This window comes from Moorella mulderi DSM 14980, assembly GCF_001594015.1.
GTDB classification, from domain to species: Bacteria; Bacillota; DSM-521; order Neomoorellales; family Neomoorellaceae; genus Neomoorella; species Neomoorella mulderi.
In genome coordinates, this window is the sequence record NZ_LTBC01000008.1 from 50,048 (window position 1) to 72,875 (window position 22,828).

Genomic DNA, 22,828 nt, shown 5'->3' on the forward strand with positions numbered 1-22,828 from the left:
GGGGGTTTTTTATCCGTCTAACAACTAAAAAGGGGACGGTGGTGATCCGGCCCCTTTTTTTAATTTTTGACCTCTTGAATGCCATTCAAGCGTTTTCCAATAGCGCCATCCAAAGCAAAGCCTATACCCGGTCCTAGAATAAAAGGGAGTATATCTTATCCGTAACCCGGGCGAAGGCTTCATCCTTCATATTGCGCGGGCGGGGCAGGTCTACCCTGACATCGGCCAGTATCCGGGCCGGCCTTTTCGATAACACAATCACCCGGTCGGCCATAAAAACGGCTTCCTCAATGCCGTGGGTCACCATGAAGACCGACTTGACGGGCAACGTTACATCCAGCCACAGGTCCAGTAGTTCCTCCCGCAGGTTCTGGGCCGTAAAGGCGTCAAGGGCGGAAAAGGGTTCATCCATGCAGAGGAGTTCCGGTTCCATGGTCAGGGCCCGGGCAATGCCCACCCGTTGTTTCATGCCGCCGGAAAGCTCCCGCGGGTAAGCCTCTTCAAAACCATCCAGGCCCACCTTATCAATATATTTACTGGCAATGGCCTCCCTTTCCGGCCGGGGTATACCTTGAGCTTCCAGGCCCAGGGCTACGTTACCCATGACCGTCAGCCAGGGCAACAGGGCAAAGGACTGGAAGACCATGGCCATTTTGTCCATGACGCCGTTAACTTCCTGGCCGCGGTAAAAAATCTGCCCCCGGGACGGCCGGTCCAGGCCGACAACCATCCTCAGCAGGGTGCTCTTACCAGAACCCGACGGGCCTACCAGGCAGACAAATTCACCTTTATTTATGGTAAAAGAAATATCATTAAGGACCGTCAGGGACCGGTTGGCATCGGTATAGGTTTTAAAAACATGACTGACTTCAAGCAGTAAGGCCAGGGACACCACCCCCTTCAGGCTTCTATTTTAAACCGCTGGACAGCCACCTCATAGAGCCGCCGCCAGAAGAAACGGTTCATAAGGACGATAGTCACCATCATGGCTATTAGACTGGACCAGATCAACTGGAAGCTGCCGCTGCTATAAGTAGCCGTATCCAGCAAGGAGCCAATACCAAAGGCCGTATAGGTCTGGCCGGCATAGACCACATATTCGGCAACAATCAGGGCATTCCAGCCGCCACCCCAGGCAGTAATACTGCCGGTAATCAAGGACGGCACCATGGCCGGCAGGACTACCCGGCGCAGGTACCCGAAACCTTTCAGGCCAAAGGCTGCCGCCGCCTCCTTTAAATCCCGGGGAATGCTTTTCACCCCGGCGATGAGGTTAAAAAGGAGATACCACTGCATACCCGTCAACACCAGCAGTACGGCCGCCAGGTTCATGCCCCCCGTCAGGCCTACCAGGATAAAAACAATAATGGGGAATAGAGCTGTTGCCGGCACTGAAGCCAGTATTTCAAACACAGGTGTCAGGATTTCATAGGCCCTTTTATTGTGCCCAATCCAGATGGCTACCGGAACCGTCCAGGTGAGGGACAGGAGGTATGCTGCCAGCAAGCGCAGGAAAGAAAACAGGATGGCCCTGGGGATGCTGAAGACCTCCGGTTGCCAGGGCATCAGGAAAAGGGTGCCCAGGGCCACCAGGCCGCGCATCAGGGCGTAAGCCAGCAACAAGGCCAGGCCCCAGGAAATAAGGCGCCGGGTGATCCCCACCAAACGCTGCCAGAAATCCCATCCTGCTAATTTCCTTTCAAGTTTAGAGGCATAACTTTCTAAAGCAAGGGTCAGGGCCGCGCCGCCTTGTACCACCAGCAACCTGATTTCCCGGAAGCCCGGCGCCTGCCACCAGAGGCGGTAACCCCAGCCCCCCGGGATATGGTTACCACCGCCGCTGCCAAATTCATATTTAAAGTTTTCCGCCCAGGCGGAAAGGGGACGCCAGATAAAAATATTCATAAAGGTAATTAACATGATCAGGGTTAAAAGGCCGGCCACTGTATGCATCAGCTCGCCCTTCTCCGTGGTCCTGATGAGGTAGCTCCCCAGGCCCGGCAGGGAATACTCTACCGGCCCGATGGCAATAATTTCTGCGGCAATAAGGAAGTACCAGCCACCGGCCCAGGACATGATGCTATTATATACCAGCTTGGGTATACCGGCGGGTAAGTAGATTTTCTGGAAACGGCGCCAACCCCTTACCCGGTAGGCATCAGCCGCTTCCCGGAGATCTCTGGGTATAGTCGTCAGGGACTCATAGAAACCGAAGGTCATATTCCAGGCCTGGCTGGTGAAGATAAGAAAGATGGATGCCAGTTCAAACCCCAGGAGGCGGCCCTGGAAAAGGGAGACAAAAAAGTAAACGGCAGCAGGGAAGAACCCCAGGATGGGCACCGACTGCAGGATATCCAGGATGGGAATGAGCCAGCGCTCGGCTCGTTCGTCTGTCCCGGCTTTATAACCATAAGTAAGGGTAAAGATAAAGGACAGGATATAGGCGCCCAGCATCCGCACAAAAGACCGGAAGGCGTAATAGGGCAGGATACCGATACTGGTAACAACTGTTGTCCCTCCTGCCAGGGTAACAGCCCGGTGGCCCTGGTAGGCAAAGTAGGCAAAGGCGATTAAAAGGGCGGCCATAATCATGGTCAGAGCCAGGTTCGTTGCCCGCGCCACGGGGTTCACCTCCCAACCAATAAAATAGTCTTCCCAAGTGGGAAGACATAGAGTTCATAAATAGCCCTATATACCCCCACTCGTTGAGCTTTGGCACGTGCATAGCTAGAGATAACTCTCAGCCACATTAGGTAGAACCTTAAGCCGGTAATACCTGTTGACCCATTGGCGTCTTTCGACGTTTCCGGGCAGTGGCGTCTGTCTATGCAGAAGCCTCACCTAACGAAGGTCTAATTTCATTATAAATTGGGCTTTTTTATGTGTCAAGGTTGAAGTAAGGTAGGTATTTTTATTTTCCCGGCGAATATTTACAGGGAGGTTCTAGCGACTGGAGGTAAAAAAATGAAACGCATTGTCATTGCCCCGGATTCCTTTAAAGAAAGCCTGGACGCGCCCGCAGTTGCGGCGGCTATAGCTGAAGGTATCAAACGGGTTTTCCCGGAGGTAGAAACCGTCACCGTGCCCATGGCCGACGGCGGTGAAGGTTTAACGACCACCCTGGTAGCCGCCACCGGCGGGCGGGAAATCACCACCACCGTAACCGGTCCCCTGGGGCAACCGGTCCGGGCCGCCTGGGGTATCCTGGGGGATGGTACCACCGCCGTGGTGGAAATGGCCCAGGCCTCGGGCCTGCCCCTGGTACCCCGGGAAAAGCGTAACCCCCTGTTTACCACCACCTACGGTACCGGTGAGCTCATCCGCCAGGCCCTGGACGCCGGCTGCCGGCGGTTGATTGTGGGCATTGGCGGCAGTGCCACCAACGACGGCGGTGCCGGCATGGCCCAGGCCCTGGGGGCGAAGCTCCTGGATGCTAAGGGGCAGGATATCGGGCCGGGTGCCGCCGGGCTGGAGGAACTGGACCGCATTGATATCCAGGGCCTGGATCCACGGGTAAAGGAAGCGGAAATCCTGGTAGCCTGTGACGTGGATAACCCCCTGTGCGGCCCCCGGGGAGCGCCGGCCGTCTACGGTCCCCAGAAGGGCGCCACGCCGGAGATGGTCCCCCGCCTGGATGCCGCCCTGGCCAGGCTGGCGGGTATCATTGAACGTGACCTGGGGAAAGATGTCCGGGAACTGCCCGGAGCCGGTGCTGCCGGCGGCCTGGGGGCCGGCCTGGTAGCCTTCCTGGACGCTAATTTGCGCCGCGGTATTGAACTTGTTATAGAAGCGGTGGACCTCGACGGCATCCTGGCCAGAGGCGCCGACCTGGTCATCACCGGCGAAGGAGAAATCAACCGCCAGACAGCTTATGGTAAAGTTCCCGCCGGCGTCGCCCGGGTAGCAGGGAAATACGGCATCCCGGTGGTCGCCCTGGTAGGCTCCATTGGCGAAGGCGCCAGCACCGTTTATGACCATGGCATTAAAGGCTTCATGAGCATCGTCCCCCGGCCGGTGCCTTTGGCCTACTGCCTGGAAAACGCCGCCTCCCTCCTGGCCGACGCTGCCGAACGCCTGGTGCGGCTGTTGACTGTGATGAATAAATAAAAGCATTAAAAGGCCCTCTCCCTGGCAAAACTAAGGAAAAAATCAGGGAGGAGGCCCTTTGATGCCTGATATTGCCTTAAGGATGGGTACCGCCATTACCAGCAACGACCTGGCCCGGGTGCGGGACGTCCTGCCGCGCCTGAAGCCCGGAGATCACCTTACCATTACCATGGAGGCCGCCGATGCCCACCAGGCCGACCTGTTATTAAAGCTTTTAGAGGACCACGGCCTCGACTACCAGAGCCGCGGCGACAGCGACGGCAGGACCTATCATATCATAGCCTGCCGGCAGGAAACGACTTGAAAAAACCACTATTTTCGGGGGAGGGCGACTCGATGGATTCCCTCCAGGCAGTCAAAGAAAGGTATGCTGCTGATACCTTTCCCCGCTCTCTGGGAATTGAACTCCTGGAACTGGCCCCCGGTTATGCCCGGGTGGCCATGACCCTCACAGAAAACATGGCCAACTTCCACGGCATCGGCCACGGGGGCGCCATTTTTACCCTGGCCGATACGGCCTTAGGGTTAGCCAGCAACTCCCACGGTGACCCGGCCGTAGCCCTGTCGGTAACTATCAATTATCTCAGCCCGGCCCGGGTAGGAACAAAGCTGGTAGCTACTGCCGAGGAAGAACACCTTACCCGGCGCACCGGGGTCTACCGGTTGACGGTTACTACCAGTACCGGCGAAAACATTGCCCTGGCCCGGGGTACCGTTTACCGGCAGGCTAAAAAACGGGTTCCTGAACAAAGCAGTTAAATGGTGCGTAATGGCCAGGTGGCTTTTAAGCGAGTAATTGCCTTACCATTTCGTTAGCTTTCTTGCCGTCGGCCCGGCCGCGGATTTTGGGCATCAAGGCGGCCATTACTTTCCCTATTTCCTTGCTCGACTGGGCCCCTACTTCGCTGATAGTCTGCTGGATGATGTCTCTTAGTTCGCTATCGCTCAGCTGCTGGGGCAGGTAGTCTTCCAGGACCTTGATCTCGGCCTCTGTTTGCCGGACCAGGTCTTCCCGTCCCCCGCGGGCGAACTGTTCTAAAGCTTCCTTTCTCATTTTTATTTCCCGCTGGATAACGGTAGCCATTTCTTCATTCGAAAGGGGATGCATTTTTTCAATTTCGGCGTTTTTGATACTGGCTAAGACCATACGGATAGTCTGCAACCGGATTTTATCGTGGCTTTTCAAGGCTTCTTTCATGTCTTGTTGGAGCCTGGCCTTCATTATTTAATCCTCCCAAAAGTTCCTGGTAGTTCGCCTATTATAGTAAACCATCGCCCGTTGGAAGTCAATTTATGGAGGGCTAACACCGCAGCAACTTCCCCTTTAACAAGCCCCATAGTTTTTATAAAAAAGGGATAGACCCATTCGTAGAATACTACAAGGTCTATCCCTTTTATTTTAAATACAGGAGGCGGGTCTTTCCCTGTACGGGCGTCCTTTGCTTACCAAAATTATACAGGTGAGAACCGGAGATTTTACTTTGCCCGGCTATGAAATTTAGTCAAATCAAGCTGCTGTAAGCGTTCTATAATCTGGTTGGCTCTATCCTGGCTTATCTTGCCCTGGGCTACGTCCTCGTCCAGTTTGGTCTTCGTGGCATTGATTATACTTTCTTTAATCTGGTCTAAACTTACGCCTTTTTCTGCGGCCAGCTGTTGTAACGATTTTCCGTTTTTAAATTCCTGCATAAGCTGCTGGGGAGTTATTCCCAATGCTGAGGCAACGGCATCCAGGTTATTCAAACCTCTAACACCAGGGCGATGACCCTTTCCTCCAAACATTCCTGCTCCAAACATTCCGGGAAATTGTCCCTGTTCAATAGCCTGTTTCATTTTTTGAGCCTGGTCGGCGGTAATTAACCCTTCGGAAACGGCGGTATCAACAGTTTGTTGTCCTGCTGTTTTTAAGTCACTCACCAGCTGATCCTGGCTGATGCCCAATACACCGGCTAATTTTTCCAGGTAAATCTGGTGCAAACTCGCCTTAGGTTTGGCGGAAGCGTTTCCCTGGGCCAGGGCAATGCCTGTCACGCCTAAACCCATTATCAGCGCGGCGGCTAGAGTTAAGCTTAGATATTTTTTGAATTTGCTCATATTAACGTCTCCTCACTTTTTATTTTATAAAGTATGGTAAGGCGAGGCTTATGTAACTACATCTTCCATATTGATCTCCTCCTTTCAGCTTATACTATAACCGCCTTTTATTAAAATTATATGAGAACACTTTAAGAAATACTTAAGAAGAGGGTTTCAAAAAAGATTAAGCACTTCAATCGCACCTGCCCTTACTTCTCAGGTTTAATATAACTTAATTTGCCTCTCCAGACCCTCTCCACATTCTCGCCGCTTCCTCTCCGTTTTATGGACGAATGTCTCATAAAGTGAGATTAAACATCCTCTAGCTGCCGCACCGTCACAGGGCAAGGAATGCAGTTGGAGACCTGTACCATATTTCGGCAAGAAGATATGCTCACCACCACGTTTCAATAGCCCTGCGTAAAGAGTCCCGGTAGGCTTCCGGGTCAACCAGGTCAACTCTAAACTTTTCACTTAGACCCGTTACCGCCCCTACTGCGGCGTAAAACCGGTCGTCCGGGATGCCCCACGCCGCCAGATCAACATCGGACCAGCGCGTAAAGCGGGAACGGTCAACAAGGGAGCCGAAGGCTACCACTTTTGGGGCACCATATCTCATTTTTAAGATGGCCGCAGCTATGACAGCAACTTGCCAGGCTTCCTTATAACGCTCGGTCAGGGACGGGTCAGTTGGCGAAAAATCGTCGGTAAAAGTCAAAGGGTATTTCCTGGCGTAATAAGCAGCCAGCTCGTCAGGTTGGGTACCCATATTTAGTCCCCCTGCTAAAACAGCGTTATCAGCCTCGTCCCCCATTCTCTTTCCCGCAGTTCCACTAATTTAAGTATACCACAGTATACCCCTATAGTTAAATAAAACGGAAAGCTTGAGCTGGAAACGCAATTCCCGTGCATAATGAAAAGGGGGTAAGGACAGGACGCCTACCCCCTTACCTGACCCATCTCGGCCAGGTGTTTTTGAATAATTTCAGTGTCATTGGTAGAGATGCCGCTTCCCTCCACCTCGCGAGCTACTAAACCTGCTGCCTGCTCGAAAAAATTTTCACCTTTAACTAACGCGAGGATTTGATTCCGGGAAAAGCGCCACTCCCGCCCGATTTTAGTGGCCGGTAACTTGCCGCTCCTAACCAGATTGTAGACTGTCTGGTTGCTTACCCGCAGCAGGTCGGCCACTTCCTCGACATTCATAATTTCCGGATACTCGTGCTGTTTAAGGGTGCCCTGGATCAGGCCCTGCATCAGGCGCACGTCTTCCGGTTCGTAAGCCTGCTCCCCACAGTCTTCACATACCCAGGCATCCATACCCCGAAAGGTGATGGCGCGGCCTTTCCAGGTAGCTTCCACGTCTTTCTTGATTTTTTTCATTTCGCCACCGCAGATATAACATTGCATAACTAGTACCCCTTAACGCCTTTTCTTGAAAGGCCCTAAATCTTCCTGTGCAACCGCTACTTCAAGCCTGTGCTGGATAAGGCCGGCCTTCCCTGGGACACCCACTTCCATGCCCTGCGCCACACCTTTGCCACTTCGCTTTTGCACAATGGTATAGATATAAAAACGGTGAGCGCCTGGCTGGGCCACGCCAATGCCGGTTCACCTACCGGGTGTACCACCACTACCTGCCGGAAAAACTCGACAACCGGGAGGCGGAGCGGCTCAACTCCTTCCTCTTCGGCGGCGGGGACACAAAAAAGGCCGGCAATTCATGACTGCCATCCCTGGAGGTTTCAGGTGAACAAAATGTGAACAGCTTCCTGTTTCTCCCAACAGGAAGCTGTTCACGATGCTTAAAACCCTTAAAACTGCTTAACTATCATGGTGGGCACGGCAGGGATTGAACCTGCGACCTCTTGAATGTGAGTCATAATTGCTTGCTCAAAACCCTTACCCCCTCCAAGACTACTATTTCACTTACAATCATCGAAATAGCCCGCTCGCAAGTAAAAACTTCCTTAAGAACTTTGGTTAGCCCCATCCTGGCTTATCATGCCCTGGGCTACAGCCTAGTACTGCCCGGCTTCCCTGGATTTTGAATGGCTGCCGGGCATCTCCCCCAGCCTTTTCCGGCAGCTTCTGGAGGCCTACCACGAACGCTTCAGTGTCCTCTTGCCCACCGCCGGAACAGTGCTGGACATGGGCCGTATGCTTACCCACAAGGACCTGGTGATACGTCTCCACATGCAGGGCCTCTCTGTTCTGGAAATCGCCCGGCAGACTTATCACAGTCCAAGGTCAGCGGACGTCTACATCAAGGCGTTCGACTCCGTACTGATACTACATCTATACGGCTTAAATCCCAAGCTAATGGCCACTGTCCTCAGCCGGGGGAATCTGTAATCTACGAGTACCTGGACCTTATTGGGACATACCTAAAAGACATCAACACCATACGTGACTACCTACGAAAGCGTGGTGTGCAAATGCCTGCTAATGTATCAAATAGCGGTTGACAAGGAAATACGCCCTAAAAAAACTCCAAAAAGCGCACCCAAGGAATCCCGCCACGGATGGCGGGCGTCCTGCATTGCATGGCGTATAACATCCTGAGGATTCCCGTCGACACCCAGCCTTAAGGTGAAGGTCAAACCTTAGATTACTCTTATCTTAGGTTTGACCGAGCCCGGTCATGCCTGACTTAGGCTGGGTGAGTGTGGCGCGGCCCACCCCGGTCCCTTCTCTCCCGCGCCCTTGCGGGAATACAGCGTTATACGAAGTGCGGCAACAAACAGGCTTACCAATGCACAGACGGCTAGGATAACTTAAACATTCCTTAATATATCGTATCACAGGATGAAACCCTTACCCTCCACACGAGTAAAATCACTTTGCTACTCCCTTTTCATATTCCTTAATAAAATCAGGGAAGAAATCAGACAGGCCATACCAAGAAAAATCCATAACGGTACCAGTGCTGCGGTTCCCTCCATACCAGCATTAGCCTGCAACAAAGAACCGACAGTTAAAACCAGTGTGTAAGTGAAACCCTTGACATTGAACATCGCTGCCAGTACATATCCCCAATGGCGGCGCTTCCACAGCCAGATCGCTCCCAGCACAAGACCCGACACTACAAGTGATAAATCCAGTGTAGCCACCAGTTTGAAACCATCCATATCTAAGCCACTCTGCGGAAGCTGTCCCGTTACAACAAAACTTAGCCATTGACCGATCCACGCTATCCCTAGTAAAATAGCCCATAACATCATGTAACTACTAACCCAATTGACAGGCGTCCTCGCCTGGAATTTCTGGCTGATTGAGTTGACATCGATGTTCGCCAGTCCAAAGATAAGCGCCAAAATCGACAACGTGAACAATGCAACATAAATCAAGAAAAATCGATTTAAAGCAGCGCCGAAAAGGTAAAAGGCATAATTGTAAAGGGTGTAATCTAGCATCCCTAGCCAGACCAGTTGTGCTCGCTGCGAACCGCGTATCGACATAATCAACGTTATAACCAACAGTGGGAAAGCGACAAAGAGTGTGACCAAGTCATTTCCATACCATCCTATCAGAACAAAGCTGGAGTTGTCCCGGTACAGATTGCTGATGAAAAGCCCTCCTGCGGATGCAACCAAAGTTAAGACTGCGATAAAGATCGACAGAACATAAGCAGGTTTTAGTTTAGTATCCAACATTTTCTCCTCCCTCTATCTACAAGCATATTGTCTTGCGCGCTCCGCAAAACATACTCATAACCCCCGGATTCACAAGCGACATTCAGCCTAGGTAGCAACAAATTAATGAGAGACCAGTTTAAGCTGTTTCAGGTTTCATGCACATAATACTTCGGAGCGGATCTGAAATATGCAACGATTTTTATCTATGCTTGTTCCCACCAGCTGCGATATATGCCGGGTACCAGTCGGGGAACCAGGCGGTGAATGCGCCGGCGGGCCTCCACGGTGACGGGCGTACTGCCGAACACCCGCACAATGCCCTGGGTGGGGCGCGTCAGCCCAAGGCAAACCTTAATCGTGGTGCTTTTTCCGGCCCCATTAGGGCCTAACAGCCCCACAACCTGGCCTTTTGGTACCAGAAAGCTAATACCGCAGACGGCGACAACCTTTCCGTAAGATTTCACCAGCCCGTCCACTTCCAAGGCAGGGTCCTCCGCTTGCGGCACGATTTGGGTCGTGTGGTCCAAGGTCAGCACGTTCACATATCACTCCTTCCCCTCTGGGCTAGAGTCTACGTCACGCCTGGTTCTCCCGCGCGTGACCGTGGTCTGAGACCAGCCTACCCTCATCGCCCTTTACGGGGAAGGGCCTGAAGGAGTGTTTCTGGTGCGCCCCGAGACGCGATTTCGAATCGGCCTTGACGACTGTTGTGCGGATCCCTCCGTCCAGGGACGCGCGGCCGGCAAAAGAGCGAGGCCGTCAGCCACCGCCGCCACCGCCAAGCGCCACCATACCACAGCGAAGCGGCACTCCCGCAGGAGAGAAAGCGGGTAGCCCACACGTCCCATTTATGATTACAAGGCAAACCTGGCTACCCGGGGCGGCGGCAGGAACTCCCAGGTGCCGGTAACGCCTACGGCCAGGGCGCCCAGGTCCAGGTGCAGCATGGCGATGCCGCAGTCCAGGCGCTTGGGAATATTGTATGTGTCGTGCAGGTTGTCCACGGCCACCGTAATAGTGTTTTTCCCCACCTCGAACCGCCAGGGCTGCCGGTTCACTGCCGAGGGGGCGAGGCGGGCCGCCTCCAGCGCCACTTTGACCCAGTTCGGCCAGTAAGATTGGTCAAGCCCGGTGACCAGTTCCGCCAGGGGCTTACGCCAGTGGTTGCGCCCGAAACCGGTCATGAGCTTTTCCTCAGCCGACCACCTACCGGCGGCATACCCTACGGGTGTCACGGCCACCACCTTTTCGCCGGGGCGCGCGCCGACCAGGCGAGCCGCCACCTCCGGGCGGAAAAAGCCACCTACCCAGCAGGTGCCCAGGCCGAGGCAGGTTGCCTCCAGGATTACGCCCTCGCCCAGGTACCCTACCCGCTCGTAAAGGTAAGGACTTTCCACCTGACCCATAAAGGCGATGAACGCGGGGGCGCCCTTAATCTTTCCGTAATGCCCCAGAATGCCCCGGAAAAGCTCTTCCCCCGGGGCGGACACCAGTACCGCTCGCGCCTCGGGGAAGGGCTTGAATTCCCGGCAGAACCTGTCCAGTTGCTCCAGGGTGGCGGGCGCCACCGGCCGCGCCTCATAGAGCCGGCGCGACCGGCGCCTGGCAATGGTCTGGTACCATTCTCTGTTTAAAAGGGTCACCATGTAAGCCTCCTTCTTGTGCACGCGTTTTCAGGTGCCTGTACCGGGAGTTCTGGCTCTGACGTCAGGATATAGGGCGTCGGCAGCCAGGGTGCCGGAGATGACCACCGCCTCGATGCCCGCCCCCGGGAAAACGCCGGCGCCAGCCAGGTAGAGCCGCTCCACGGGGCTTTTGGCCGGCGGCCGCCACTGACCGGCGGCGGGGCCGTAGATGGCACCGCCCGTCGTCCAGGCATAGCGGGCGAACGTGGCCGGGCTGACCTCCTCCAGGAAGACGATGTGCTCCCGCAGGCCGGGCAGCACCAGTTCCGCCAGGGTGATCAACGTGTCGCCGAACTCTCTTTTGCGCCGGGCATAATCGGGCATCCGGCGGTCCCAGGTTGTTGCCTTTGCTCGGGGAACCAGGGTCAGCAGGGTGATGGCGGCGTGTCCGGGCGGCGCCAGGCCGGGATCGACCCTGGAGGGGGTCATTATGCCAAGCCCCCGGCCGTCTTCGGTGTGAACCAGGGTGACCGGCTCAAGGTCCGGCACGAAGTCGACGCCCAGGAAGACCGCAAAAGCCGAAGTAGAGAATTCCAGGTCTTCAATGCGTCGCACAAAGTCGGTCGGTAGATGTTCCCGCCCCACCAGTTCCAGGAAGGTCTTGCGGACGTCGGCGTTGGAGATGACGGCCCCGGCACGGTAGACTTGTCTGCCGGCCAGGATTACGCCCGCGGCCCGGCCTCCTTCGATGAGGGTGCGCTCTACGGGTGCGCGCAGGAGTACCCGGCCGCCGTGCGCCTCGATCACGTCTGCCAGCACGTCGGCAAGGGCCTGGGAGCCGCCCACAGGGTAGCAGCCGCCGTCGAAGTAGTAGCCGAAAAGGGGGGCCATCTGGGCGGCGGTGAGCGTTTCCGGCCGGTCGCTCAGGTAGCCCGTCAGGAGGAGCAGGAACCGTTTCAGAGATGCATCCTGGAAAAACCGCTCCAGCATGACCGTGTAGGGAAGATCCATCCAGCGGAAGGCATACGGGTGGGTGCGCGGGTAGGCCAGCATCTCCCCCGGCGTGCGCGGCGGGCACGGCACGCCGCCGGTGCGCTCCACGCCGGCGTAGAGGTCGCGGTATACGCCCTCCATCTCGGCGAAAAAGGCAGCTATAGCCTCCCGTTCCGCGGGAAAGCGCGCCTGCAGAGCCCTGACCAGTTCCTCTGCCGTGCCGGGCACCTTGAGCCGGAAGCCGGGCAGCACGTATTCGTGGCCCACCCGCCGCCATTCCAGCCGGTCGCCGATTTCCAGCCGGCGCAAAAGATTGGTCACCGGGCCGCGCGGTCCTAGCCCGCTGACGTCGTGCACCCCCGCATCGAAAACGTAGCGCAGCCGCTCGCCGTCCCGCCGCACGTGCCGCTCCCACGAGGTGCAGAAGCCGCCCAGCCGGTGGTGCTGCTCCGCCACCAGCACTTTCAGGCCCCGCTGCGCCAGGAGGGCCTCCGCCGTAAGGCCGCCGATGCCGGCGCCCACGACGATGACGTCGTGTTCGGCTTCACCGGCCGGCCGCGCGGGGCCGAAGACCGGGTCCGGCCACCGGTACGGCTCGCGGACGGCTATTTCCCGCGCCAGAATGTGCTTGGGGTACCAGCTGGGGAAGAAAAGGGAAAAAGCGATGCCGGCCCCGATGGCGGCGTTGGGGACGGCCACGGTGAGCCAGAGGCGGGCCTCCGGCCAGGCAAGCGCCAGCACACCCAGCGCGGCGTTGAAGGTAAAAATCGCACCCCAGACTGCCGTAATCAGGGCGTTGGTGCGGTAAAAGAGGGGATGGCGCCAGTTTTCGCGCGGCCAGTCCTCGCGGGCGTACTGGTGGGTGAAGGGGCTGCCGGCCAGGAGCGTCCCCCAGGCCATCGCCGCCAGGGTGGCGCCGACCAGCACGGCGTCGTAGACCTTGAAGAAGGGCGACCCCAGGACGACGGTCGCCGCGAAGTGGGCGGCGAAGAAACCAAGCGTCACCAGTTCCATCGTCTTCCCCTGCCGCCGCGCCAGGCGCAAGGCGTTTAAGGCCAGAGCCGACGCCAGGCCGGCCGTAATGGCCGCCGTCCAAAGCCCCAGGCCGGACAGCGCCCAGTACAGGATCCAGGGTACAAAGGCGAAGAAGATCCAGACCATTCCCGGTAGCCGTAGGGCCATTTCTTTCACTTTCTTCCCGTATACAAGGGGCTGCAATTACACTATTCTTGAGGGAGTTGCTTTGTGAACAAAAATAAACATGGGCTCTCCACACGGCCTTTGATTAATATAGTCGCAGTTATTACGCTGAACCAACAGCTACCGGCTGAGGCCTGGGGGAAATGCCTGAGCTTCTTCTATCCTCCATGATTTGCCCCTGCTCAACGGCCGTGGGCAGTACCCAGGCATCCCGCACCTTTAATGCAACTTCACTACCAACCGGATACCGGGGCTGTCCCAGGGCCATAACATACCAGCTTACCCCGCTTTCCTCGAAGTTTACGCGATAAGTAGTCATTGGACCTCCAAATTCAACCTCCGTTACTCGCCAGTTACCGCCCTTTTGCCTGGCAAAAGGAGGAAGTATTTCCACATCTTCAGGCCTGATTACAACCTCCACCTGCGTGCCAGGGGTTAGGGGCTCTCTGCTCTGGGCAATTATCTCCCCCATTAAGCTCTTTATCAAGTAGCTGTGGTTTTCGCCGCTGCCAACACTTCGAAGAACCATTCCCGCACTAAAATTAGCCTTACCAAGAAACCGGGCCACAAAATGGTTGCACGGCTCGCGATAAATCTCGGTCGGGCCGCCTATCTGCTGGAGCCTGCCTTCCGCCATAACAGCCACGCGGTCGGCCATAGCCATAGCTTCAGCCTGGTCATGGGTTACATAAACAGTAGTCAACTTTAACTCCTGATGCCAGGTGCGGAGTTGGGAGCGCATCTCATCCCTCAGCCTGGCATCGAGGTTAGAGAGGGGTTCGTCAAAGAGCATTACCCGCGGATTGGTAACTAAAGCCCGGGCCAGGGCCACCCGTTGAAGTTGCCCGCCACTTAGTTGGGCGGGGCTGCGCTTTTCTAGTCCGGCCAGACCAACTGCACGGATAGTTCTCCTTACCTTTTCTTCTTTCTCCCCCCGGTTCAAAGGGAGACTTGCCAGGGGGAAAGCCACATTTTCCTCCACCGTCATATGAGGCCATACGGCATAATTTTGAAACACCAGGCCTACCTGGCGTTGCTCTGCCGGCAGGTGCCACCCTCCCCGAGTAATGGTTTTACCGTCGAGGATAATCTTACCGCTAGTAGCCTGCTCCAGGCCGGCAATTATACGTAAAAGGGTTGTTTTCCCGGAACCACTGGGACCAAGGAGGCAGATAAACTCCCCCTCAGCCACTTCCAGGCTAATCTTCTGCAAGGCCGTCACGCTACCAAAGTTTTTATGAATACCATCAACTATAAGTTTAGACATGAGTTACCTCCCGGGTAAAAAAGTCTGCAGCCTGGTTCTTTTTAACAGCAGGAAGAACACGCCAAAAAAGAGGACCACCAGGGTGGCAAAGGCGGTACTATAAGTGGTATACCCCGCCGCTTCAAGGTTGTAAATCGTAACTCCAATAGTCTCCGAGCCTGATATCCAGAGCAGGCTTGACACCGTCAGTTCGGTAAGGGCAGTAATGAAAACCAGCAGAGCGGCATTTTGGATATTGGGTCGCAGGAGGGGCAGGGAAATTTTCCACAAGCACTGCCAGGGCCGGATACCCAGGACCCGGGCAACCTCGGTGTAAGAAGGGTTGAGTTGAGCAAAACCGGCGGTCAGGTTACGCGCGGCGAGGGTAAAAAAGCGGGCTATATAAGCCAGCAAAATCATTACTATACTGCCGTAAATGGGAATGGGGATCCAGGGGTCCACCCAGGCCAGTATTACTGCCAAAGCGAGTACTGTACCAGGCAGGGTATAGGGTATTGTTCCCAACCTGTCCACCCAGAGATAGAATTTACTTCGCTTTTCCGCTATTCCCCGGGCTACAACAAAGCTTAGAGGTATAGTTATTAAGGTAGTTCCGCCTGCCAGGATAAAACTGGTGGCAATGGCCCGCCGGGTAGCATTCAAGTCGGCCAGAATAAACCGGTAATTTTTTAAAGTGATTGTCTTCAGGGTGAGGGGTACGCCATAAGCAGGAAGAAGGGAGTTTAAAAACATGGCTATTAAAGGAGCTATTGTGGCGCAGGCCAGAAAAGAATAAAGGAATACCGCCAGGGGAATGCGGACCCGCCCCAGGGAGTAGCACAAAGGGGCTGTCTCTTTGGTCAAAACTGTAAAATGCTGGTGTTTTAAAAACAAATTTTGCACCATTATACCGGTTATCGCCAGCATGGCTCCCAGGGTAGCCAGTAGAGACACCCTGGCAAAGGAAATACTGCTAAAACCGACTACCTGCTGAAAAATATAAGTGGTAAGAAGTATTTTGCCGGCAGGCAGGGCAACCAGGGCGGGGATACCGAAATTACCCACGGAGCTTACAAAGGCCAGTATACTCCCGGCGGCAATACCGGGAAGGGCCAGGGGTAATGTAACCCGTCGTACAACGCGACTCCGGCTTACCCCGTAGGTGAAGGCCACCTCTTCTTCTTCCGGGGGAATATTCCCCAAGGCGGTGGCAGTCGACATGTAAACAAAGGGGTAATGCAGGAGTCCCAAGAGAAGAATCGTACCGTCCAAGCCATAGACATTCCAGAGTACTATTTTTTTACCTGCGATAAAGCTTGCTAACTGGTTAAACCAGCCCACGGGACCCCAGAGCTGGAGCCAGGCTAAACCCTGAACGTACGGCGGCAAAAAAAGAAATAGCAGTGTGGCAATATTAATCACGCTTTTACAGGGCAAGTCACTTTTAACCACCAGCCAGGCCAGGGTTATCCCCAGGATCGAGGAAATAGCTGTAGCTGCCAGGGAAACCACCACCGTGTTATAGAGAACCGTCCAGGTGGCTTTTTGAAACACTACCTGAAGCAGGGGCGCCAAGGTAAACCCCTCAGTAGGTGTGAAAAAACCGGCCAAAAGGAGACGGATTAAAGGGTAAGCTGTGGTGAGGGCCAGAACAGCGCCCACCACAGCCAGGGTAACCGGCTTTTCTTCAGTTGCAAGGCGCATCACAATTTATTACCCCCACCTATTTGGGTAGATTGAAGAGATCGGCGAATTTCTTTTTGTCATCCTCCCGGACCAGGGCTAGTTCTTTAGGATCCCGTTGTAAAAACTTAATTTCACTCAGTGGCGGGTAACCCTCCGGAGGTGGTACATCTTTACGAACAGGCATGTAAAAACCTATCTTCGCTGCTAATTGTTGCCCATCCTTGGAAAGTACAAAATCAACAAACTTCCTGGCCATTTCCGGGTGAGGTGCCCCCTTGACAATAGCAACCGGTTCGGTAATAACCGGCAGGCCCTCCCTGGGGTAGACAAAATCCACGGGTGATCCCTGTTTTTTAGCTTTGAGGGCTTCAAAGTTAATGAGAATGCCGTAAGGCTTTTCACCACTAGCTACCATCTTTTTGACATCCCCGTTGCCTTTAACAATCTGCACCCCGTTAGCCTTTAGCTTCTCAAAGAAATTCCAGCCCGCGAAACTTTCCCGGGTAAGAACACTCAGGTTAAAGGCAGCCGCACCAGAATAAAAGGGGCTGGGCATAACTACCTTGTTTTTAGCCTGCTCCGAGAGCAGGAACTGCCAGGTGGCTTCAGGTTTGGGAGCTGAAGTATTATAAACAATGCCGGTAGCTATCAACTTGGTGCCGGTATACATATGGTCTGGATCCACAAAGTCCGGGTTAATTTCGTTCAGTTCGGGGGAAGTGTAGGCTTCCAGGAAGCCCTGGTCTTTTAAGCGCTGGAAAGTGGGGGCATCGGCCAGGAACAGGACATCGGCCTGGGGTTTGCCGCCCTGGGCTTCCATAGTAAAGCGAGAGATCACCTCTTCAGTGCCGGAACGGAACACCTGCACGTCGACCCCCGGGTATTTGGCCTTAAAACCGTCTAATAACTTGGTAACATCATCCTGGGGCTGTGAAGTATAGAGAACCATTTTGCCGAAAGAATTAGAATCCCCCATGCCAGGGTTATTATTTTCTCCTTGGGCCGGAACTTTACTTGAACAGGCAGAAGTGACAACTATCAGGATTAATAAGAGAGCTGCCATTAGAGCCTTCTTGCCGTACTTAAAAACATTAGCCATGGATCATCCTCCTACTAAATCACTTAGCCGGCGGCCGTCCGCCAAGGTTTTTCGAGTTGATATACAACTATTCAATTGGGGTTACTTTGCGTCGGAGCTCCTCCACCGGCTCCTTGCGCCAGGTTGCCTGAGCCGCAACCTGTCCCAGTTTCCTTGCCAGATTTAATGTTCCTTGCAATTTATCATGTTCTCCCTCCTTGCTCACTTTTTTATTCTACTGCCTTTGCTTACTGGTTTATTTTACGGTAAAAATGTTGCCATACAGTTAAGGGCAGGTTAGCCAGGTTTAAAAGAAGATTAAAGTTTGTGTAAACACCTGCTAAATTCTGGACCCTATAAACGCAGGCGGGGAAATCGTTTTAATTAAAAAAGCCAAACCTTCTCCTATGGCTATTGAGGTATCATCTTTTGAACCATATATTCTTGCCATTTCCCATACAGGTAAGCGAGAATTTCCCTTTCCCGGCCAAGGGGACCAGGGGTATAGCCCTCCAAGATTAGCAGGCCATCGTAGCGCTGGCGTAGGGTATCCAAAAGCCCCTCATAGTCTAACTCTCCTTGGCCCAGGGGAAGATGGCAACGGCCTGGCGCGGCGTCGCTCAAGTGGACATTAACTAGGTGCGGTACCCGGCCAACGAACTCTCTCGCCTCTGGCTGCCCGAAGAGATGGGCAAGATCCAAGGTCACTCCGAGGTTAGGACTGTCCACCGCCGCCAGCAGGCGCTCTAAATCGTCCAGGCCAACCACAAACTCACCTGCGCGCGGCTCCATGTTTTCAACTCCTAATTGCACGCCGGCAACGGCAGCCGTTTCCGCTAAATGATGAAAAACCTCAACTTGTTTCGGCCAGAAATCTTCCGGCCGGTCCTTACTAGAGCTCAATCGTCCTGGATGGATGGTTAGTACTTGGGCTTCAATGGCCGCTGCTAGGTGGATAGCTTCTTTAACCTGACGAAGCGATTCCTGGCGGATGCCGGTGTTGGTTGAGATAAGATTTAAATCGCGCATGTCAGCATGTACGGTCCAGATTAGGCCGCTAGAACACAAGTACCGCAAAAGCTGTGCTGGTTTCAAGCCGTTGCGCTGCCAGTGATCCAGCCACACCTCTATGGCTTGAAATCCCGTAGCTGCTACCAGGTCAATAACTGCCGGCAAACTAAGTGAACGTAATAATTCCGAAGCCACACCAATCTGCAACCTTCTCCACCTCTCTTTAAGCTACCAACACCAATCCCTCTTTAACCTCTACTTCAACCTCTTGCCCTGGGACCCAGGCTGTCTTCCCCGGCATCAGCACCCGGAGGGTTTGATTGCCTACGGCTACAAAACATTCTACCTCCCGGCCCCGGTAAAAACTGCGCAGCACGCGGCCCTGAAGTCCGCCGTTGCCCCGCCAGGGTTTAAGCAGCAGGGCTTCTGGACGCAAAGCCACCTTCACCTCCTGCCCGCTGCTTATGCCTGCAGGTAAGGGCAACTGGAGAAAGGCGTCGGGATGGCCGTTTAACAAAAGCAGGCGGCCATCCGTATTTACCACCCGAGCCGGCAGGAGATTACTGCTGCCTACAAAATCAGCCACGAAGGTATTTGCAGGTCGTTCGTAGATGGCTACCGGCGTATCCAACTGCTGCAGCCTTCCCTGGCATAAAATGGCTATCCGGTCAGACATGGTGAGGGCTTCAACCTGGTCGTGGGTTACGTAAATAACAGTGGCCCCTACCCGCTCCTGGATATCCTTTATCTCCAAGCGCATCTTTTCACGGAGCTTAGCATCCAGATTGCTCAAGGGTTCATCGAGAAGTAAGACCAGGGGCTCGGCAATAAGGGCGCGGGCCAGGGCCACCCGCTGCTGTTGCCCTCCGGAGAGCTGATGGGGATAGCGGTCTTCCAGCCCCTGCAAATCCACCAAAGCCAGCATTTTTTGTACGCGTTCCTCGATCTCCTTACGGGGGTAGCCCTTGAGCTTTAGAGGATAAGCCACGTTCTCCCGGATGCGCATATGCGGCCAGAGAGCATAGGACTGAAACACCATACCTACCTGTCGTTCCTCAGGCGGCAGGCTATAACCTCGCCCTGCCTGGCAGACGCACCGCCCGCCAATAGCAATACTACCGGTGTCCGGCTCGAGAAGCCCGGCAATGAGCCGCAGGGCCGTAGTCTTGCCGCAGCCCGATGGTCCGAGAAAGGAGAGGAACTCCCCTTTGGCCACCTCCAGGGAGAGGCCCTCAAGCACAGGGGTGCGCCCGAAGTTTTTACTTACCCCTTCCAAAACCAATTGCGCCACTTCTATCTCACCTCAAAACCCAGTATCCACCTTGGCCATCCGTCGGAACAAAAAGTAGACAGTGAGCACCAGGACGATAGTCACTACCGCCAGGGCGGCAGTAGCTGGGACGCTGCCAGCCTCCTGGAGGTTAAATACCGCCACCCCCAGAGTTTCGTTCCCCACTGACCAGAGAAGCACGGAAACAGTAAGCTCGTGCATGGCCGGGATCAGCACCAAAAACCACCCCGCCATCAGCCCCGGCCAGGCCAAAGGCACAATGATATCTCGCATGGCCTGCCACCAGCGCGCCCCGCTCAGGCGGGCAGCTTCCTCCAGGCTACCAGCTACCTGGCTGAGGGTGGCTGCGGTGCTACGGACTGGGAAAATAAGATAACGAATTATATAAGCTAGAAGGATAATCCAGAGGGTGTTGTAGAGCCGCCAGCCTGTCAGGGGTAAAGGCTGACTGTAAGTTATGATCATGGCCAGGGCCACTACTGTCCCAGGTACATTATTGGGCAGGCTGGAGAGAAATTCCAGAAAAGACCGCTGCCGCCACCCGCTTTTTAAGGACACATAGGCCGTGATCCCGCCTAGGATCATAGCCAGGGTAGCCCCGGCCAGGGCTAAAATAGCGCTGTTGAAAAGGGCCCTTTGCGCCACCGGCATACCGCAGAGAACATAGCGATAGTGCTCCAAGGTCAGATTGTCCGGCACCGGTTCTAATCCATAGGCCCTGATAAAGGAAGTCAACAAAATAGCCAGGACCGGCGCCAAGGAAAAACATAGAACAAAAAGGGCAACCGCCAAGGCAAGGGGCCGACGCCAACAGCGCAAGGGGATGGTGCTGGCACCCCCACCTTTACCGATGATTACGGCGTAGTTCTTGCCCCGCATCACCAGGTTGGCTCCCAACAGGCTAGCCCCTGCAAGGAGGCCCAAGATTACGGAAAGGGCCGCTGCCAGGGCCAAGTGATTGCTAAGGCTGGCATTTTTGATGAGGTCATAGATCCAGGTAGTAAGTACATAGCACCCCTCGGAAAAACCCAGGGTAGCTGGCACCCCGAAGTTGGAGATCGTGTAGGAGAAGACTAAAATTGCCCCGTTTAATATGGCAGGCGTCATCAACGGCAGGGTAACGTCCCGCTGCACCCTCCAGTGGGTAGCTCCAGCAACCCGGGCTGCCTCTTCCAAGGTAGTATCAATACGACCAAAAGCCCCAATGGAAGTGAGATAAACCAGGGGGTAACTGTGCATAACCAGCACCAAAATTATCCCTCCCCACCCATAGATATTGACAATGGGCTCTTCGCTACCGCTAAAAGCCTGGTAGAGTTTATTAAGGTAGCCAACCGGCCCCAAAAGCTGGGTCCAGGCAAAGGCGCCGATAAAGGGAGGGATCAAGTAAGGAAGCAATAACCAGGGTTTAAACCACTCCTTGCCAGGGAGGTCCGTCCTGGCCACCAGCCAGGCGAGAATAGTGCCGACAGCGGTGGCCAGGACGGTAACCACAATACCAACACTCAGGGTATTACCCAGGGCTATATAGTTGGCGGGTTGGGTAGCAATCTGGCGATAGTTCTCCAGGGAGAGATGGGCATCATAGATGAAGCTTTCTCCCAAAAGGCGCAGCAAGGGATAACCGGCCATCAAACCCAGAATGAGAATGAGGATGAGGCCTTTTAAAGGCTGTCCTCGTAACAAGTTTTTCCAGCGCAAAGTTCATCACCGCAACTTACCTTAATTCGTAAAGATCCTGGTAAACTGTTCTACTAGTTGGGTCTTATTCTTTTTAATAAAAACAGGGTCGCTTTTCATGGCTTTTAGCTCTGAGAGAGAAGGTATACCAGCAGGGGGTTTTACATCCGTGCGCACGGGCACCACGCTCTGGTTCTCGGCCATAAACTGTTGGCACTCCCTGGAAATTACATAGTTAAGAAAAACCTCTCCGCCTCGGGGGTTAGGAGAATCTTTCAATAGGGTTACGGGGCTGGCTACCATTACCAGGCCCTCCGCCGGAACCACATAGTCGATGGGCGAACCCTTATCGCGCAAGTTCTTGACCTGATAATCAAGGGCTACCGCCAAGTGCAATTCACCCGTAGCCACCTTTTGCACCGCCTCGCTATTGTTCTTCAATTGCACACCACCGTTGGACCGCATATCCTCAAAAAACTTCCAGCCAAAATCTGAGTGATTGACCAGGGAACCTACGGCATAGAGGGCGGAGCCGGAACTGGCCGGAGTGGGTATCCCGATCTTGCCCTTATGGGCCTGGCTTAACAGATCCTTCCAGCTGGTGGGTGGTGGACTTACCAGTTTGGTGTTATAAGCCAGAACCATGTTTATCAGGCGGGAGCCGTAGTAGTAGCCGCTGGGGTCTTTAAGGTTAGCTGGAATGTTGCTCGCTTCCGGGGAGTTATAGGTGCGGAGCAAACCCTTCTCTTTTAAGTCTTCAGCCGCTGTAGTTTCCGCTATCCAGGCCACGTCGGCATGTACGGCACCGGCCCTGGCCTCGGTTTCGATTTTGGCAATGACTTCAGGGGTACCAGCTCGGTAAATTTTTAGCGTAAGCTGCGGGTATTTTTGTTGAAAGCGCGACACCAGTTCATTGATCAGGTCTTCCGGTACCGAAGTATAGATATTGACTACACCTTTGGCTTCCGCCACTTCGAGGGCATTGCTGTTAGGCTTAGACTGCTCCCGGGCCGGCTGGCCGCCACAGGCTGCCAGTTGCAGGCTTAAAACCAAAACCAGTAGAAAAAACTTCATTTTATTAAACATGATCTCTTCCTCCGTTTCAAAAAATTTTTGTTAGTACTAGACAATATTTTCCCTTTCCCTAAGCGCAACCCGATTACCGCCAACTCGCCTTCGCCAACACCTCCTCCTATT

Annotated in this window: 22 protein-coding genes and 1 riboswitch; of the genes, 5 read left to right on the forward strand and 17 right to left on the reverse strand. The window is 54.5% G+C overall.

The genetic code is table 11. From position 1 onward, the window contains the following. Positions 1 to 133: 133 nt before the first annotated feature. Entirely contained in the window at positions 134 to 892 is a 759-nt protein-coding gene (locus MOMUL_RS10250; protein WP_062284666.1) for an ABC transporter ATP-binding protein, read from the reverse strand. Between the two features lie 8 nt (positions 893 to 900). Then, positions 901 to 2,622, reverse strand: coding sequence for an ABC transporter permease (locus tag MOMUL_RS10255; protein WP_062284668.1), 1,722 nt, complete (start codon positions 2,620 to 2,622; stop codon positions 901 to 903). 68 nt (positions 2,623 to 2,690) lie between these two features. Then, a riboswitch (M-box (ykoK) riboswitch) is annotated at positions 2,691 to 2,856 on the reverse strand. Between the two features lie 108 nt (positions 2,857 to 2,964). Here MOMUL_RS10255 and MOMUL_RS10260 point away from each other — a divergent pair. The 3 genes from MOMUL_RS10260 (at position 2,965) to paaI (ending at position 4,866) form a co-directional block, all read left to right on the forward strand. Then, positions 2,965 to 4,107, forward strand: a complete 1,143-nt coding sequence (locus tag MOMUL_RS10260) for a glycerate kinase (RefSeq protein ID WP_062284671.1) — start codon at positions 2,965 to 2,967, stop codon at positions 4,105 to 4,107. A 61-nt stretch (positions 4,108 to 4,168) separates the two neighbouring features. Further along, positions 4,169 to 4,411, forward strand: a complete 243-nt coding sequence (locus tag MOMUL_RS10265) for a hypothetical protein (RefSeq protein WP_062284673.1) — start codon at positions 4,169 to 4,171, stop codon at positions 4,409 to 4,411. A 32-nt stretch (positions 4,412 to 4,443) separates the two neighbouring features. Beyond that, a complete protein-coding gene (gene paaI, locus MOMUL_RS10270; protein ID WP_054936121.1) occupies positions 4,444 to 4,866 on the forward strand; it encodes a hydroxyphenylacetyl-CoA thioesterase PaaI in 423 nt (140 codons plus the stop codon). Positions 4,867 to 4,891: 25 nt separating this feature from the next. Here the strand turns inward: paaI and MOMUL_RS10275 are convergent, their stop codons facing one another. The 4 genes from MOMUL_RS10275 to MOMUL_RS15400 all read right to left on the reverse strand — a co-directional run bounded on the left by MOMUL_RS10275 (position 4,892) and on the right by MOMUL_RS15400 (position 7,593). Continuing rightward, complete coding sequence (locus MOMUL_RS10275; RefSeq protein ID WP_062284674.1) at positions 4,892 to 5,329, reverse strand: GatB/YqeY domain-containing protein; 438 nt, start codon at positions 5,327 to 5,329, stop codon at positions 4,892 to 4,894. Between the two features lie 254 nt (positions 5,330 to 5,583). Beyond that, complete coding sequence (locus tag MOMUL_RS10280) at positions 5,584 to 6,201, reverse strand: hypothetical protein (protein WP_062284676.1); 618 nt, start codon at positions 6,199 to 6,201, stop codon at positions 5,584 to 5,586. 376 nt (positions 6,202 to 6,577) lie between these two features. Continuing rightward, a complete protein-coding gene (locus tag MOMUL_RS10285; RefSeq protein ID WP_062284677.1) occupies positions 6,578 to 6,952 on the reverse strand; it encodes a nucleotidyltransferase family protein in 375 nt (124 codons plus the stop codon). A gap of 170 nt (positions 6,953 to 7,122) precedes the next feature. Continuing rightward, positions 7,123 to 7,593, reverse strand: a complete 471-nt coding sequence (locus tag MOMUL_RS15400; RefSeq protein WP_084785588.1) for a helix-turn-helix domain-containing protein — start codon at positions 7,591 to 7,593, stop codon at positions 7,123 to 7,125. 69 nt (positions 7,594 to 7,662) lie between these two features. Here MOMUL_RS15400 and MOMUL_RS15815 point away from each other — a divergent pair, with 69 nt between their 5' ends. Together MOMUL_RS15815 and MOMUL_RS17885 are read left to right on the forward strand one after the other, a co-directional pair. Next, on the forward strand, positions 7,663 to 7,947 hold the full coding sequence (locus MOMUL_RS15815) for a tyrosine-type recombinase/integrase (RefSeq protein WP_201786506.1): 285 nt from the start codon (positions 7,663 to 7,665) through the stop codon (positions 7,945 to 7,947). Between the two features lie 291 nt (positions 7,948 to 8,238). Further along, positions 8,239 to 8,538: a DUF1670 domain-containing protein gene (locus MOMUL_RS17885; protein ID WP_407937691.1), complete on the forward strand. Its 300-nt coding sequence runs from the start codon at positions 8,239 to 8,241 to the stop codon at positions 8,536 to 8,538. Between the two features lie 491 nt (positions 8,539 to 9,029). Here MOMUL_RS17885 and MOMUL_RS10300 read toward each other — a convergent pair whose 3' ends face one another. The 11 genes from MOMUL_RS10300 to MOMUL_RS10350 all read right to left on the reverse strand — a co-directional run bounded on the left by MOMUL_RS10300 (position 9,030) and on the right by MOMUL_RS10350 (position 22,717). Beyond that, on the reverse strand, positions 9,030 to 9,839 hold the full coding sequence (locus MOMUL_RS10300; protein ID WP_062284680.1) for a hypothetical protein: 810 nt from the start codon (positions 9,837 to 9,839) through the stop codon (positions 9,030 to 9,032). A gap of 185 nt (positions 9,840 to 10,024) precedes the next feature. Next, complete coding sequence (locus tag MOMUL_RS10305) at positions 10,025 to 10,363, reverse strand: ATP-binding cassette domain-containing protein (RefSeq protein WP_084785591.1); 339 nt, start codon at positions 10,361 to 10,363, stop codon at positions 10,025 to 10,027. A 312-nt stretch (positions 10,364 to 10,675) separates the two neighbouring features. Next, entirely contained in the window at positions 10,676 to 11,464 is a 789-nt protein-coding gene (locus tag MOMUL_RS10310) for a nitroreductase family protein (protein ID WP_201786507.1), read from the reverse strand. 30 nt (positions 11,465 to 11,494) lie between these two features. Beyond that, positions 11,495 to 13,600, reverse strand: coding sequence for a phytoene desaturase family protein (locus MOMUL_RS10315; RefSeq protein WP_201786508.1), 2,106 nt, complete (start codon positions 13,598 to 13,600; stop codon positions 11,495 to 11,497). A 142-nt stretch (positions 13,601 to 13,742) separates the two neighbouring features. Next, the gene (locus MOMUL_RS10320) at positions 13,743 to 14,906 is read right to left on the reverse strand and encodes an ABC transporter ATP-binding protein (RefSeq protein WP_062284685.1); all 1,164 of its coding nucleotides are present in this window, start codon (positions 14,904 to 14,906) and stop codon (positions 13,743 to 13,745) included. Positions 14,907 to 14,909: 3 nt separating this feature from the next. Continuing rightward, positions 14,910 to 16,589, reverse strand: a complete 1,680-nt coding sequence (locus MOMUL_RS10325) for an ABC transporter permease (protein ID WP_062284686.1) — start codon at positions 16,587 to 16,589, stop codon at positions 14,910 to 14,912. Positions 16,590 to 16,608: 19 nt separating this feature from the next. Further along, complete coding sequence (locus tag MOMUL_RS10330; protein ID WP_064774388.1) at positions 16,609 to 17,670, reverse strand: ABC transporter substrate-binding protein; 1,062 nt, start codon at positions 17,668 to 17,670, stop codon at positions 16,609 to 16,611. A 390-nt stretch (positions 17,671 to 18,060) separates the two neighbouring features. After that, on the reverse strand, positions 18,061 to 18,867 hold the full coding sequence (locus MOMUL_RS10335) for a sugar phosphate isomerase/epimerase family protein (protein WP_062284688.1): 807 nt from the start codon (positions 18,865 to 18,867) through the stop codon (positions 18,061 to 18,063). Between the two features lie 16 nt (positions 18,868 to 18,883). Beyond that, on the reverse strand, positions 18,884 to 19,951 hold the full coding sequence (locus tag MOMUL_RS10340; protein WP_062284690.1) for an ABC transporter ATP-binding protein: 1,068 nt from the start codon (positions 19,949 to 19,951) through the stop codon (positions 18,884 to 18,886). 12 nt (positions 19,952 to 19,963) lie between these two features. Further along, a complete protein-coding gene (locus MOMUL_RS10345; RefSeq protein ID WP_161485005.1) occupies positions 19,964 to 21,637 on the reverse strand; it encodes an ABC transporter permease in 1,674 nt (557 codons plus the stop codon). A 36-nt stretch (positions 21,638 to 21,673) separates the two neighbouring features. Next, positions 21,674 to 22,717 (reverse strand): ABC transporter substrate-binding protein, encoded by a 1,044-nt coding sequence (locus MOMUL_RS10350; protein ID WP_062284693.1) that lies wholly within the window; start codon positions 22,715 to 22,717, stop codon positions 21,674 to 21,676. Between the last annotated feature and the right edge of the window lie 111 nt (positions 22,718 to 22,828).